This is a genomic window from Paenibacillus sp. PAMC 26794 (assembly GCF_000316035.1).
Classification (GTDB): Bacteria; Bacillota; Bacilli; order Paenibacillales; family Paenibacillaceae; genus Paenibacillus.
In genome coordinates, this window is record NZ_ANHX01000045.1 from 1 (window position 1) to 15,245 (window position 15,245).

General features: G+C 46.3%; 11 protein-coding genes and 1 pseudogene. 3 read left to right on the forward strand and 9 right to left on the reverse strand.

Features of this window, described 5'->3' with window-relative positions; genetic code table 11:
- Positions 1-58: 58 nt before the first annotated feature.
- Positions 59-1,009: pseudogene (locus D829_RS31365) on the reverse strand (transposase); the annotation flags it as partial.
- 193 nt (positions 1,010-1,202) lie between these two features.
- Complete coding sequence (locus D829_RS0117675) at positions 1,203-1,964, reverse strand: TIGR02206 family membrane protein (RefSeq protein WP_017690248.1); 762 nt, start codon at positions 1,962-1,964, stop codon at positions 1,203-1,205.
- Positions 1,965-2,381: 417 nt separating this feature from the next.
- Between D829_RS0117675 and D829_RS0117680 the strand changes: the two genes are divergently transcribed.
- The gene (locus tag D829_RS0117680) at positions 2,382-3,356 is read left to right on the forward strand and encodes a ring-cleaving dioxygenase (protein WP_017690249.1); all 975 of its coding nucleotides are present in this window, start codon (positions 2,382-2,384) and stop codon (positions 3,354-3,356) included.
- A gap of 81 nt (positions 3,357-3,437) precedes the next feature.
- On the opposite strand, the gene D829_RS0117685 is transcribed toward D829_RS0117680, so the two are convergent.
- The 3 genes from D829_RS0117685 to D829_RS0117695 form a co-directional block, all read right to left on the reverse strand.
- Positions 3,438-4,145, reverse strand: a complete 708-nt coding sequence (locus D829_RS0117685) for a stalk domain-containing protein (protein WP_017690250.1) — start codon at positions 4,143-4,145, stop codon at positions 3,438-3,440.
- A 267-nt stretch (positions 4,146-4,412) separates the two neighbouring features.
- Positions 4,413-5,258, reverse strand: a complete 846-nt coding sequence (locus D829_RS31370; protein WP_017690251.1) for a hypothetical protein — start codon at positions 5,256-5,258, stop codon at positions 4,413-4,415.
- 198 nt (positions 5,259-5,456) lie between these two features.
- A complete protein-coding gene (locus tag D829_RS0117695) occupies positions 5,457-6,734 on the reverse strand; it encodes a methyl-accepting chemotaxis protein (RefSeq protein WP_017690252.1) in 1,278 nt (425 codons plus the stop codon).
- A 334-nt stretch (positions 6,735-7,068) separates the two neighbouring features.
- Here D829_RS0117695 and D829_RS0117700 point away from each other — a divergent pair, with 334 nt between their 5' ends.
- Entirely contained in the window at positions 7,069-8,502 is a 1,434-nt protein-coding gene (locus D829_RS0117700; protein ID WP_017690253.1) for an aspartate ammonia-lyase, read from the forward strand.
- Between the two features lie 126 nt (positions 8,503-8,628).
- Here D829_RS0117700 and rpoN read toward each other — a convergent pair whose 3' ends face one another.
- Both rpoN and pruA read right to left on the reverse strand, forming a co-directional pair.
- Positions 8,629-9,933 (reverse strand): RNA polymerase factor sigma-54, encoded by a 1,305-nt coding sequence (rpoN, locus tag D829_RS0117705; RefSeq protein WP_017690254.1) that lies wholly within the window; start codon positions 9,931-9,933, stop codon positions 8,629-8,631.
- Positions 9,934-10,019: 86 nt separating this feature from the next.
- Positions 10,020-11,567, reverse strand: a complete 1,548-nt coding sequence (gene pruA / locus D829_RS0117710) for an L-glutamate gamma-semialdehyde dehydrogenase (protein WP_017690255.1) — start codon at positions 11,565-11,567, stop codon at positions 10,020-10,022.
- Positions 11,568-11,886: 319 nt separating this feature from the next.
- Here pruA and D829_RS0117715 point away from each other — a divergent pair, with 319 nt between their 5' ends.
- Positions 11,887-12,810, forward strand: coding sequence for a proline dehydrogenase family protein (locus D829_RS0117715; RefSeq protein ID WP_017690256.1), 924 nt, complete (start codon positions 11,887-11,889; stop codon positions 12,808-12,810).
- 220 nt (positions 12,811-13,030) lie between these two features.
- Here the strand turns inward: D829_RS0117715 and D829_RS0117720 are convergent, their stop codons facing one another.
- Both D829_RS0117720 and D829_RS0117725 read right to left on the reverse strand, forming a co-directional pair.
- Positions 13,031-14,638, reverse strand: coding sequence for a hypothetical protein (locus D829_RS0117720; protein ID WP_017690257.1), 1,608 nt, complete (start codon positions 14,636-14,638; stop codon positions 13,031-13,033).
- A gap of 83 nt (positions 14,639-14,721) precedes the next feature.
- Positions 14,722-15,245: hypothetical protein (locus tag D829_RS0117725; protein ID WP_017690258.1), on the reverse strand; the 524-nt coding region annotated here is incomplete at its 5' end.

Here is a 15,245-nt window from a genome sequence, read left to right on the forward strand (position 1 = left end):
ACTTGAACTCGCCTGATAACGTAATAACTTCGTATAGCATACATTATATGAAGTTATACGAATCGAGCGTGACGTCTGTACTTAAAAGGGTAAGCCATTCTCGTCTTTTATTCCGGTTGCGCACAAAAACAAGCTTCACGGGCAGACCGCACGAAGTATGCACGACTACCGAGCCTTTGATGTCTTTTGTACTCGTTTTAGGCAGGGTTCGAAATACGGCACTCAGCGTCATTCGCTGTCCCTGTACGAGATATCGCTGCTTCATTTCCTTAATCATTCCAATCACAGGTAGACCTCTGCTTGTGAGCTCACGAAGCAGTGGAGCCTGCGTAAACCAACTGTCCATAAGGACATAATCCGCCGTGAAGCCGGCTTTTAAAGCCCGATCTAACAAGCTTACAACCGCATCAGGCTTACGGGAAAAAGACTCCATTCGGCGTTTGTATCCGTGGCTGCGCTTGGAGATATGAGAAGCCATTTCGCAAAAACGATTGGCCAGTTTGGCAGAAGACAGCATGACAAAATCCAGCGGGGCAAAGCTAAAACCGTCCGACCAGCCGAGCGTGAGCATCGTGTAGCCTTTAATGTACCTCCCTGCGGCATGGTCAAATACACGTGCCAAGAGCTCTGCTTTTTTACTGCGGTTTCGGCTGAGCACGGAATCGTCAATGATAAATACACGCACGCGTTTGGAGGAAATAAGCGATTCGAAATAGCGCACAATCTGAAGACTTAAAGTCTGTAAAAATCGCCGCCAGGCAAAGGAAGGTTGATTCAAGAAACGATAGACGACATCTTTACCTGGCAGATCGGCTCCGCGGTGACTTTCCAGCAGGCGAAACCAGTTTTTTCCTTCAAAAACTAATGAGAACACGATTCGAAAAATGGCTGAACTGGAAAGACCAAACGATTTGGAAATGCCTGCTTGCCGCAAGGCTTTCCCGATGTGAAGTGTAGCAAAAAGTTTAGAAAAACGGGACTGTTCAGACAGGGAATGTTGTTGTAACATAGGGTTACACACCTTTCTTGTTCATGGTTGGTCGCACTTCCATGATACCAAACAAGCAAGGTGTTTTTTTGTCAATCGTTATTAGTAATATTGAATTATTCTTACGTGCACAAAGGTTTAGATCGATAATTCAGCTGCGAAAGTTGAGTAAAGAGTTTATAATACGGCGCAGGCACAACTACAAGGATTATCACTATACCGCGGAGCTTTTACCTTTTTTCACACGATGCTTCAACCGATCTGGAATGGCAAAGAGCAGAATGTACATTAGCGAGAACAAGACTAGCGCAAGTATCTCTTCCCCAAGGATGTACGTGGGATACGGACCTAACATATCCAGCACCGAGGGTGTACTCGGCTTGTGTCTCAAAAACATATAATTCGCGTCAAGCATGACATCTACAACGTATACGATCAGTGCTGCCACATTCACAAATATCATCGAACCTGCTACAGATCTCCAGCTAGGTCGCAGCTGTTCCACCCAGGTCATGTATAGTAAAGCCAGAATGATACAGGCATGAGCAACGAAAAATTGAATGAATCGAAAATGTGCATAAGCATAGCCCAAATTAGGAGTCAGGATCGCCATAAGGGCTCCAGCAATGCCTGCAAACAGCAGTGCAGAATGTAACAGTCGACTGCGTGTCAGTAGTAACAATGCCGATAATAGCAGCGACAGACTGCATAGTTCGAGTGGCAGTGATGTCTGCAGGCTCCATATCCCTCCATACACATACCAGAGTTGCAGCACGATTTCGCAGGTGAACATGATACAGGCCAGAACAATCCGCAGTATGCGGCGTGCCCTCTCTGACCATGATCGAAGATGGTGCCTTAGCAAAAACATCAGTACAATCAATGCTGTAATTACGCTAATCGAAACGATATGTGAACTGGAGAACAGGATAAACGGCTCTGCATCATAGGGGTCCAGCCATGGTGGATACGCCATACCTCTCTTCTCTCCTTTGTGATCATCTCACCAACATTATCTCTCTTTAATGTTAACTTTTTCATTTTGCCATTGAATGAAATTACTGTCCAGTTGGAATTCTAAATAAGCATTGTAATTTAAATATCTTTATGTTAAGATAAATTCAGAAACAAAACAAACGAAAAGTTAGTAACTTTCTTAACCGAAATGATAAAAATATAGCACTCAACAAATGTTCAACTAAACATTTACATGATAACGGAGAGGACAGAAAAAACCTGAAGAAGCGGAGCGTTCGCCTTTATCCCCGGATTTCCCCTTTCAAAAAGGATCAAAAAATCTGGGGATAACAGCGATCGGAAGGTTGTTCTGTCATCGGAGTGCCAGTGTAAATAATCCTTAGTTGAACGTATAACCTAACTAGGAGGATTTATTATGCAAATCAAAGGACTTCACCACGTATCAGCTCTAACAGCACATGCCGATCAGAACTATCGTTTCTACACCAACATCATGGGTCTGCGCCTGATTAAAAAAACAGTCAACCAGGATGACGTGTCCGTCTATCATCTCTTCTATGGCGATGAGAAAGGCAATCCGGGTACCGAAATTACCTTCTTCGAGATTCCGATGGCCGGACAGACTCGTGAAGGCGTGAACAGCATATCTGGAACGTCACTGCGCGTTCCAAGTGATGCAGCACTTACGTACTGGCAGCAACGCTTTGACGAATTCGAAGTCCCACATGGAGAGATTGTTGAACGGGGTGGTCGTGCCACGCTTTCGTTCACAGACTTTGAAGGACAACGTCTGATTCTAGTCTCGGATGAAAACAATACAGGTGTCGCTGGTGGTAAACCATGGGATCAGAGCCCTGTACCTGCCGAGTGTGGCATTGTAGGTCTTGGCCCTATCCATCTTACGGTAAAAGATGCTTCCCTTACCTCTCCGGTTCTTACCGAACTGCTCGGTTTCAGAGCTAAAGGAAGTTACCCTGCCTTTACTCAAGGTCAACCTGATGTACTCGTTTTTGAATCCGGCGAAGGTGGCAGCGGCTCCGAGGTGCATGTTGAGGAACGGAATGACCTTGCCCAAGAGCGTCCTGGACGTGGCAGCGTACACCATGTTGCGTTCCGTGTGGATAACGAAGAAGAACTCAAACAATGGGTGGAACGGGTTCATAACTTCCAATTCCCTAACTCCGGTTTTGTAGACCGCTTCTACTTCCGCTCCCTGTATTTCCGTGAAGCAAACGGTATTCTGTTCGAACTTGCAACCGATGGTCCGGGATTTGATACAGACGAGGAATTGGAGCATCTGGGTGAATCGCTTGCTTTGCCTCCATTCCTTGAAGGTCGCCGCGCCGAGATTGAAGCCAATCTCAAACCGCTGGATACCGTCATTCATTAAACATAAAAACGATTATCACAATGTGTGTTATGGAATTGATCCAGCCACACCATCGTTGATAATCGTTTTTTTACGTCTATATTATTTAACCAAATAAGATGTTGTAAGAGGTACAAATAGCGATGAACCTGGATCTTCTGAAACAATCTCAACAAAAACAGCTTCAGTGCCTGATACATCCACGTCCAGGCTAACCAATCCGCTTCCCGGCGATATACTCAGCTTTTTGAGAACCGTATTGTCCTGGTTGATTACCTGTATCTCCTGATTCCCTTGAAGAGCGGCCAGTTCCAGATGCAGGGAAGAATACTTTTTGCCCGTCATGATCTGGAAGTCGTCCCCTTGCTTCACAGAGTCTGTATGCAGATATACATCTTTGTAATCCTTGCCTTTGTAAGTAGTCTCCGCAGGATCTTTGGTATGCCATGCGGTAGATCCCAACACCGTTGTTCCCAGTGTACTTAGTGTTACTTTATCATTGGTTACTGGCCCGGTTTCATTCTTTCCACCAATCAGGACAGATGAAGTTGCACTGTCATAAGTGATCTCTGTCCCAAGCAAGGATCCCACAGCACGCACAGGCAAATAAGTCGTTCCGTTGTAAGTGATAGGTAACACTGTTTTACCATTGGCATCTTTGGCTGTCACCGTGGCACCATCCATTTTTAGCGTAATCTTGCTGTTCAGATAGGCTTTAATCTGTTCCAGTCCTGTTGCTGCGAGTGCACCTGTTCCGATCCCAAGCGTTAATGTGCCTACCATCAAACCCAGTACAACCTTTTTCTTCATCAAAATCCCTCCTGAATGTTAAAATGATTTGTCCTTTATACATTTAAACGACTAAAGTGATAATGTCAATTGTTTACTACGTTTTTAGTACACAGTGCCTATTTCCAGGCAGCACAAAACGAGGCTGTATGTCCCGATTTTTTTCAGCCTCGCCATGTTTCCCACTGTCCGTATACGGAGTAAGGAAGATATTCTTGTCAGTTGCTCACTTAACTCCACCCTTGAGAACTTTCAATTCCGGCTTCATTACGATATCAACAGATGATATCAATCAAAAGATTCATAATATTCTTCTTCATACACTTCCATGCTGTACTTCAAATCTACGGCCTTCCACTCGCCATCTTGATACTTATAAGCAAATGTCAGATCACCCGCATATAAAGCCACACCGTAAGATCCTGCTGCTGATACGACAAGCTGGCCATCCTCTACACTGTAATAGGTTACTCCACCGAATCCCAACTCTTCGTTATATACGCCGCCACTCGTATCTTCCTCGATCCGTAAAGGTTCTGCTTGAACGCCATCAACGGCGACATCAACATCCACGCGGTCTGATCTAACCGTAACTTTCGACTTCACATGCTGTTTCGCAATCTCATCCAAAGATTGCATCTTCATCTCTTCCAGCGTTACCGGATTAATGATACGTGCTTGTCCCAAATAAATACCTGTTCCATGACCTTCCGTGTACAAAACGATAATTTCTTTCTGGCCGTCTCCATTCAGATCCAGCTCGTGCACTTCGGGTTTGTAAGACCCGCCTTCTCCCTGCCAATCACTAAATTCTTGCACTTTGCCGTCCACTTCCAAAATCATTCCGTTATATATATAACCTGAACCCTCGACTTTCATAGGGTACAATCTGACGTTCTTATTCTCTGGAGCTACCGAAACGTATTCCTCTTTCACGGGAATGGATTCCTGTGTTGTCTTCGCTGTGTCATGCAGTTTATCTATATTGGAAGCCTCGACCACTGCGGTCTGGCTGGATTGATCATCTATGTTAAGCTGTTTTTGCGATTCATTCATGGTTCTGGCAGCCGAAGTTGTACTAATCGTAGCTACCGCCAAAATAATCATCAGCAGGATACCTGTCCAAGTTTTCAATATACTGGGCTCCTTTATCTGTTGTGATAATCCTATTATATCTTCATTTATCGCCTGCAAGTTGCGAATTTGTTAATCTTTCATAAAATAATCTTTACTAATTTTCGTTTTCACGAAAGAACGTTCGGCTTTAACCAGAATAAGCAAATTCTCATGCCAAAACTGTTCTCCAAAAACAAAAAAAATCCCGAACACAGCTTAAGGCTGCATCCGGAATGCTTTGGTTTTGTCCAATAACCGATCGGTTAATTGTCTCAGTTCTTCAGCCGAGGATGAAATCTCCTCCATGATGGCTGTCTCTTCGTGTGCGGCATCCATAATTCGTCTCGCCTCATCCGAGAACGATCCGGCTTTCCCCTGGATCTTCTTCACATGACCGTGCGTTTGCTCCACGCGACCGGTCTGTTCTGCAATCTTGGAACCGATATCATGCGCACCCTTCATAAATACTTCCACTGTTCCTGTCAGTTCATGCAACGTCTGATCCACAGAGACGGTCCGCTCCGATTCATTAACCACGAGACCATGCTGCTCATGAGACAGTTGGGCTGTCTCCCTGATCCGCTGCTGCACACGACTAATCAGCTCATTAATACGGTGTACCGATTCCTTACTCTCGTCTGCCAGCTTGCGGATCTGCTGTGCCACGACTGCAAAACCAGAACCTTCTTCGCCAGCTCGTGCAGCCTCAATGGAAGCATTCAGGGCAAGTAACCCTGTTTCCTCAGCAATGTTTTTGACAGACTGGGTTATCACCTCGATATCAGAAGCTTCCTTCTCCAGCAACAGCATGATATCGCGGGAACGATTGTGCGACTCGGCCAGCTCGTCCATCCCTTTCATCAACGATGAGAAAGTCTGTTTTGTATGATCCACCGATCGTTCCATCTGACCGGACATCTCTGTCATATCCATGGACTGGCTATGCATACGCTGAAAATCGTTCAGCATCTCATCCGCAGTGATCAGAGATTGATGGGAAGTGACCTTCTGCTCTTCTACGCCTACCGCAATATGATCCACCGCATCCGACATCATCTCGATCTGTTCGGCGGCCTGGGTAATCGCTTCACTCAGAGACTGTGCGTTCTGTGAAGTCGTTCTTGTACTGTCTGCAATATCATTTACAATGCTTCGAAGGTTAGAAACCATTGCGCGAAAAGCATCATATAATACTGTAAGTTCATCCTGCGTACGTCGCTGCGGAATTTCGGTTGTCAGATCACCCGCTGACACCTGCTGTGCAGCCCGGGACAGGTGAACGATTGGACGAGTCAGCCAGCGTGAGGCAAACCATCCCAGAATCCCGTTCCAGCATACTCCCATGATCAGGATAATTGATATGTATACCCAATTCGGAATATCTAACGTAATCCAGTCTTTGACAAAAAATATAAAAAAGCCGCTAGTTCCGTAGGTAATAATCGAAATCAGTACCAGACCTGCGACAGTCTTTGCTCCTAAAGTCCATTTCATGTGCACACCCCGTAGTCCTTTTTTCCTATTTTACCAATCATGTACCAAATTTCATGTGATATACATCACTGAAAACGTTCTATTTCCCCCATACTTGCCGTTCATGCATGACTTCTCTACCATAAAGCGCATAATGTATAAGACAAGCTTGGCCGCCCTTCCCTTTCTTATAAATTGAATAATATTCCATTTAATATCCCTAATTTTATTTATTATCGGCACAAGAGGGCAAATGATTTAGATTGGCATCCATTTTGCTTAAATGATATACTGAGTGCGCTTCAGCAACGCTGGAGCCGAACTATTTTTAATGATGCCACTGGAGGCGAACGAGATGTCTACTATGTCCACACGGACGGAGAAAGATTTTATCGGTGAAAAAGAAATACCGGCTTATGCTTATTACGGAATTCAGACGGTACGGGCAGTGGAAAACTTCCCGATTACCGGCGTTCCGGTACACCGGGAGCTGATCACGGCTCTGGCTGCGGTGAAGAAGGCAGCAGCGATCACCAACATGGAGTTGAAGATGCTGCCGAGCAAGATTGGCGATGTGATCGTCATGGCGGCTGAAGAAATGATGAAAGGCCATCATCTGGATCATTTTATTGTAGACTCCATTCAGGGCGGTGCAGGCACCTCCATGAATATGAATATGAACGAAATTTTGGCCAACCGCGGGCTAGAACTGTTAACCAAAAGCAAGGGAGACTACTTCCATTGCAATCCCAATAATCATGTGAACATGTCCCAGTCCACCAATGACGTGGTACCTACAGCACTGCGCATTGCGGCGTACCGACTGTCGGAGACGTTACTCGCTACCATGAAAAGACTACAGGATGCGTTCCGTAAAAAAGAAGTGGAATTCAACGATGTGGTCAAGGTTGGCCGTACCCATCTTCAAGATGCTGTGCCTATTCGCCTTGGACAAGAATTCGGAGCTTATGCCCGCGTCATCGGACGGGATATCGAGCGTCTTGAATTCGCCAATCGCCGCCTGCTTACCATTAATATGGGCGCAACTGCGGTAGGTACAGGACTTAATGCCAAACCAGAATATATCGTCAAGGTTACGGAGCACTTGTCTGATGTTACCGGACTACCACTACAAACCGCTGAGGATCTCGTGGATGCAACGCAGAACACGGATGCCTATCTGGAACTTTCAGCGGCGCTGAAGGTATGTGCGGTCAGCCTGTCCAAAATCTGTAATGATATTCGTATGATGGCTTCAGGTCCGCGTGCAGGATTCAATGAACTGCGCCTGCCACCGCGTCAGCCAGGTTCGTCCATTATGCCGGGCAAAGTCAACCCGGTTATGGCGGAAGTCATTAACCAGGTATCCTTCCAGGTGATGGGGAACGACCATACGATCTGTATGGCGTGTGAAGCCGGTCAATTCGAGCTGAATGTCATGGGCCCAGTTATTGCGTTCAACTTGCTGCAATCGCTGAAAATTATGAATAACGGCATCGATGTTTTCACACGTTATGCAGTTGAAGAGATGGAAGCTAACCGTGAGCGCTGCGAATTAATCATGAAGCAAAGTTTCAGTGTGGTTACGGCGTTGAACCCGCACTTAGGTTATAATGTGGCAGCTTCCATCGTGAAGGAAGCGCTCAAGACTGGACTTTCCTTGCAAGAGATTATTCTCGAACGCGGATTGCTGACACCGGAAGAACTGGAAGAGATTCTTCATCCGGAACAGATGACTACACCAGGGATTGCCGGAGAACACTTCCTGCGTAATATGGAACGCTTGTAGGTAATCAGGAAAACTGATGCAGCAACCCAAACACGAATAATTAACAAGAACCCTCGCAGACCGTTTATCCGGTTCGCGGGGGTTCTTGTTCTTGTATTCAAAGATGATAAGACGCCAGCTATTCGATTAAGCCCATCGTTTACGCTCAAGGGAAGGCAGAATCTGAAGTTCTTCCCTGTACTTGGCAACCGTTCTGCGGGAGATGACAATTCCCTCCTCGGCGAGCAGTGTGGCCAAATGACTATCCGAGTATGGACGCTGAGTTTGTTCCATGCGAATGATTTCTTTTAATCTGCGTTTCACCGCTGATGCTGATGTTTTATCCCCTGACGTTGTACTGATTCCCGAGTCAAAAAAAGCCCTGAGTTCATACACACCATGTGGGGTCTCAATGTATTTACCGTTCACCGCACGACTTACCGTTGATTCATGCATGCTAGTCTTCTCTGCAATAACAGCCAGATTAAGTGGTTTTAGCACGGATGGGCCTTTGACCAAAAAGTGCTTCTGCTCTTCCATCACTGCCGCCAGCACATGCACTAAAGTCTTGCGCCGCAAGTGTACACTTCGAATGATAGCCCTCGCCTCTGCCACGCGGGAAGACCAGATTGCGTCCGGAGCCTCTTCCCTGATCCAGCGGAAGCACGCTTCATTCATGGATACACGAGGGTTACCTGCTGCATGCAGACTATAATGGACCTCACCGTTACGCAACCCAACAATGGCATCCGGAATAATGTAATGTGGCCGTTCTGTACATCCGATGGATCGACAGGGCTTGGGATCGAGACGTGTAATATAGTCATAGGCAACCTGGGCTTCCCGTGAAGTCATACCTAATCGACTCCCTGTTCTACCTGGGTGAAAAGGAATCAGTGCTTCCAATCCGGCTTCCACCATACGTTCAGCGTACTGAACAGTCAATGGATCGCGTCTGATCTGGAGTAACAGACATTCTTGCAGATTCCGCGCCCCTACACCAGCAGGGTCCAGCGATTGGAGAAGCTCCAGTCCCGCTGCAATCTTGCTCATCGGAAGCTCAAGTGTTGCTTGCACCTCTGCCAATTCAACCGTCAGATAACCATCATCATTAACACACCCTGCCAAATATACCGCCATATTTTCCAATTCGTCTGAAATTGTCATCACTCGAATTTGCGCAATCAGCAATTGTTCCAGAGTAGGTTCGGCACCTTTGGCCTGAAGCAAAGGATCATAGGAATCATACCTGCGCTGATTCATTCGCCGTGGAATCCGGGCGAGGGGCGTGGCTGGTTCTTCCAGTTCAAGCACTGGATTTTCCTCCGCCGCATCGAGCAAGTAACGGGTCAGATCCTGGCCAGACATGGTTAGCAATTGAAAGGATTGTTTCATCTCCGGCGTGATGGACAGCCGAATACGTTGTTCCTGTACCAACTGAACACCTAACATCCGTTTCCCTCCTTATGCGTTGCAGGGATAATAGCATACTATTCAAGCGAATGTAAGAAGTTTTTAGTTGGATCATGAGTTTCTGTCTAGTATTTCTCCGATACCAGCTTCGCTTGTGTAAACAACAGCAGATAGTCTCTTCCACCTGCCTTGGAATCCGTGCCTGACATGTTAAATCCGCCAAATGGATGCGTGCCTACCAGTGCTCCGGTACATTTCCGGTTAAAGTACAGATTACCCGCAAAGTACTCGCGTCTTGCCTGTTCCAGATGTTCACGATTACGCGAGATCACTGCGCCGGTCAGGCCATAGTCTGTATTATTAGCGATATCCAATGCATCCTGGAATGATTCTGCTTTGATGAACGCAAGCACAGGTCCAAAAATCTCATCTTGAGCAATTCGGGCTTTCGGGTCAACATCGGCAATTATGGTTGGTTCAATGAAATAACCTTCAACGTTTCCTGTACCGCCACCGTGCACAAGACGCCCCTCACCCTTACCGATTTCAATATATTCCGTGATCTTTGCATAGGCCTTGTCATCGATAACCGGCCCAACCTGACTGCCAACTTCAAGTGGACTGCCCATCGTCAGTTTCTGTGTCCGTTCAATCACTTTTTGCAATACTTCATCATATACATCCTTATGAATAATGGCACGGGAACACGCCGAACATTTCTGTCCTGAGAAACCAAATGCCGAAGCGGTAATGGACTCTGCCGCGAGTTCCAGATCACTGTCACTGTCTACTACGATGGAATCCTTGCCGCCCATCTCTGCAATAACCCGTTTGATCCACTTCTGACCTGGAGCTGTACGTGCTGCACGTTCATTAATTCGCAGTCCTACATCTCTGGAACCGGTGAAACTGATAAAACGGGTGAGCGCATGATCCACGAGATAATCACCCACTTCACTGCCTGGTCCTGGTAAAAAGTTCACGACGCCATCCGGCAGGCCAACTTCTGCAAGCAGCTCCATAAACTTCGCGGCAATCACCGGAGTTGTGCTTGCTGGCTTTAACACCACCGTGTTGCCGGATACCAGTGCAGCGGAGGTCATGCCTGCCATAATTGCCAGCGGGAAGTTCCAAGGTGGAATAACAACACCAACACCCAGCGGTATATAACTCAGTTCATTATCTTCTCCTGCAATTCGCACCAGGGGCTGCGGTTCACTCAGTCGCTGCATATCCCGTGCATAGAATTCCATAAAATCAATGGCTTCCGCTGTATCCGCATCGGCTTCAGGCCAAGTCTTGCCGGCTTCATAAACCATCCATGCGGAGAATTCATGCTTGCGACGGCGCATAATGGCAGCTGCTTTGTATAGATAACGAGCCCGTTCATTCGGCTCAGTATGTTTCCATGTGTGGAATGTCTCCGCTGCTGTCTGAATGGCCTTTTCGGCCAATTCCTGATCTGCCTGATGGATCGTTCCGACAACTTGATTCTTGGCTGCGGGGTTCACGGACGTTAACGTGCGGCTGCTTGTTATTTTTTGCCCACCAATAATAATCGGGTATTCCTTCCCAAGTTCAGCTTCTACCTGACGAAGTGCGTCTTCAAATGCTTCCTGGTTCGCCTGGACCGCAAAGGGTGTGAATGGTTCGTTAACAAAAGGGATATTCATCAATGATTCCTCCTTCAGGATGTGGGATTCGCTGGCTGCTCGCCTGAATTATTTTGCATGTTACTCATCACCAAATATATGTAGCAAAATCCGTGCCAACTCCGGTTGGAACTGAAATATTTTTCTCGTTAAATTCAACTACTGAAAATTCACACGGGCCACTCCGATGACAGAATAACCTTTCGATCGCTGTTATCCCCAGATTTTTCGATTCCTTTTTATAAAGTTAAAATCTCCATGAAAAATAGTAGACCATCGCCAAATCTGGCACGTTTCTTGCTTGAATTAAGTTTGCACAATGCTGAAGGAGGAAACGAAAATGAGTGTGGGAACGGAAATATATCGCAAAACCTTATTAACCGTGGCAGGCAACAAAGCTGTAGAGAACCTGTCCATCAGATATGGTAAGAAGCTGGCAGGCAAGTTTATTGCAGGAAACACCTTGGAAGAAGCTCTCGAAGAGATCCGCATACTCAATAATAAAGGCATTATGGCAACGCTCGATCATCTTGGCGAAGGCATCACCCGCCTGAGCGAAGCGGCATTATACCGGGATGAGTATGTACGACTGGTAGAAGGCATTGCACGTGAAGGGGCAGACTCCAACGTCTCGTTGAAACCAACCCAGATGGGCCTCGCACTTGACCCGGAAGAGGGTTATCGAAATATCCGTACCGTTGCCGCACAAGCCAAATTACATGATCTTTTTGTCCGAATTGATATGGAGGATAGTCCATTTACTCAAGCGACGCTGGATATTGTCCGAAGACTGCACTCGGAAGGACTGCACAATACAGGCACAGTATTGCAAGCCTACCTGCATCGCACCGAAGAAGATATACGTGATATGATTCGGGAAGGCATTCGGCTTCGGCTGGTTAAAGGTGCTTACAAAGAACCCGGATCAGTCGCCTATCAGAATACTTCTGAAGTCATTCATCAATTCAAAACGATGATTCGTAATCACCTCGATCAGGGTGTGTACACTGCGGTTGCCTCGCATGATGATCACATCATTAACTGGACGAAACAATACGCCAAGGATCGGGGAATCTCGCCGGATGCCTTTGAATTTCAGATGTTATATGGTCTGCGCATGAGCGAACAGGAACGTCTCGCCAAAGAAGGCTATCGCATTCGCTGTTACGTACCTTATGGCACCATGTGGTATCCGTACTATACCCGCCGTTTGGCCGAAAAACCGGCTAATCTCTGGATGGTCGTTAAGAATATGTTCCGATAATTATTCTCCAGCTGGATCAATATATATGAAAAAAGACAAAAGAAAACCATGTTGCCTCTTTTTTTCTGGGCACATGGTTTTTTCAGTACGAACACCTTACCAGAGCATCCAACTTTCCTTTTCTCCGATTCTTCTCTTAATGTCTAAAAAATTAGCATCTCCAATTTTAAATGTCTATTTTTCTGGACACACCCATTTATTAATCAAAATTACAAGCTCATTACGGATTTATCCCTATACCCAATGGTCCGGAGTTTACGGTAATTGTGTCTGAAACGGTATTGCTATTTCCATCAATTACAGAGATATTGCCACCCGTATTGTTCGCAACGTAAACTCCATTGGTTAAAGGGTTCACGCCGACACCGGATGGTGCAGATCCCACCGGGATGGTAGTAACAACAGTATTGCCACTTCCGTCAATGACAGAAACAGTATTATCGTTGTTGTTTGACACATAGACAAGGTTGGTGTTTGAATTCACCCCCACTCCAAATGGCCCTGTTCCCACCGGAATAGTAGCTATAATGTTATCGGAAAATCCACTAATAACCGAGACTGTGTTATCACCGTTATTTACCACATAAATCCTGTTATCTGTTAAATTCACTGCTACTCCCAATGGCTGTGCGCCTACATTAATAGTATCTACAACGATATTGGTATCTCCATTAATGACAGAAACTGTGCCGTCCCCTACATTAGTAACATAGATGAAGTTTGTGATTGGATTAACCGCCACACCGAATGGTTCAGTGCCCACTGGAATGGTTGCAACAACCGTATTCGTATTTCCGTTAATGACGGAAACTGTATTGTCGCTAAAATTATTAACATAAATCAGGTTCGTGTTTAGATTCACAGCTATCCCCTCTGGCTGAACACCCACCGGAATAGTTGTGACAATAGTGTTGGTATTTCCGTCAATGACCGAAACCGTATCGTCCCCAAAATTAGTCACATAAATGAGGTTCGTGATTGAATTCACTGCTATAAATTGAGGCCCGCTGCCTACGGGGATCGTGGTCACAATGGCATTGGTATTTCCGTTAATCACACTGACATTATTACTTCCAGTATTAGCTACGTAAATTAAATTCACGGAAGTAGGTATGGTTACACCCGTGGCTCCAGTGCTTCCTGTAGCTCCAGTAATCCCGGTAGCTCCTGTCAGTCCTGTCGCCCCGGTTACCCCGGTACTTCCAGTGACGCCCGTTGCTCCTGTTGCTCCGGTAATCCCGGTAGCTCCTGTCAGTCCTGTCGCTCCGGTTACTCCGGTACTTCCAGTGACGCCCGTTGCTCCTGTTGCTCCGGTAATCCCGGTAGCTCCTGTTACCCCGGTACTTCCAGTAACGCCCGTTGCTCCTGTTGCTCCGGTAATCCCGGTACTTCCAGTAACTCCGGTAGCTCCCGTGGCTCCTGTTGCACCCGTATTTCCTGTGGCTCCCGTAACACCTGTTATACCCAGAGATTCACCCAGCAACTCCTGCGACACCAACCGATGAGCCGTCACCAACTCATCTTCGGCATCTTTGCCCCACACAGAAATTTGTGCTTCTGGCGCAGCTGTGTCTGCAGTAGAAAATATAAACTCGAACGCATCAAAATTAGCCACAAAGTCTTTGGTTACGACCTGATTGGGCAATACATTAAATAGCTCTTCAACATATAACGTCCGAACTCCATCTAAGAAATAACCCAACAGAAGTACATTAAACACATCAGTCAAATTCCGGTTATCAATTTTAACAGTAATAAATTGAGTGGGGCGGGTGCCTGTTACACCTGAAATATTATTTTCAATAGGCCCAGTTGATAATATGGCCATTCAGTAACCTCCTTTGTAATTTGACTTTAAATCCTTCCATCGTGTAGCTCTATTCCCATTCTTCTTCAAAGCTCAAGCTTGAGTTAGCTGCTCAATTGTTGAATAAGAATAGAAGCATTGGCATTGATCTGTGTTCCGCCTGCCAGAGTTTGCAGATCAACTGCTGATGCACTGGAATGATTCCGTAATGTCAGCACATCACCGGGAGCAGCGGTAATAATGACCATGCCTGGATTCGGTTGAGTGCCAGCTCCTGAACCATAGACACTGCCACCTACAGGGGCTCCGTTTTGATAAAGGGTGAATTGGTTTGCCTGCACACCTGCAACGATAAAGAACACCGCATAGTCCCCAGCATTACCAATAATAATCGCAGCGGTATTGGGCGCGTGAGTAATATTAGTAAGATTTTGGTTACTGTCAAAGATTACATCCGCTTCAATAGCTACAGTTTGAGCTGAAGTATTAAAAATATAGGCGTACGAGGACAACCCTTGCCCTGCTGTACCGGTTGCTCCAGTGACACCCGTCACTCCAGTAACTCCGGTGCTTCCTGTTGCTCCCGTAACGCCCGTGGATCCTGTTACTCCAGTAGCTCCGGTGCTTC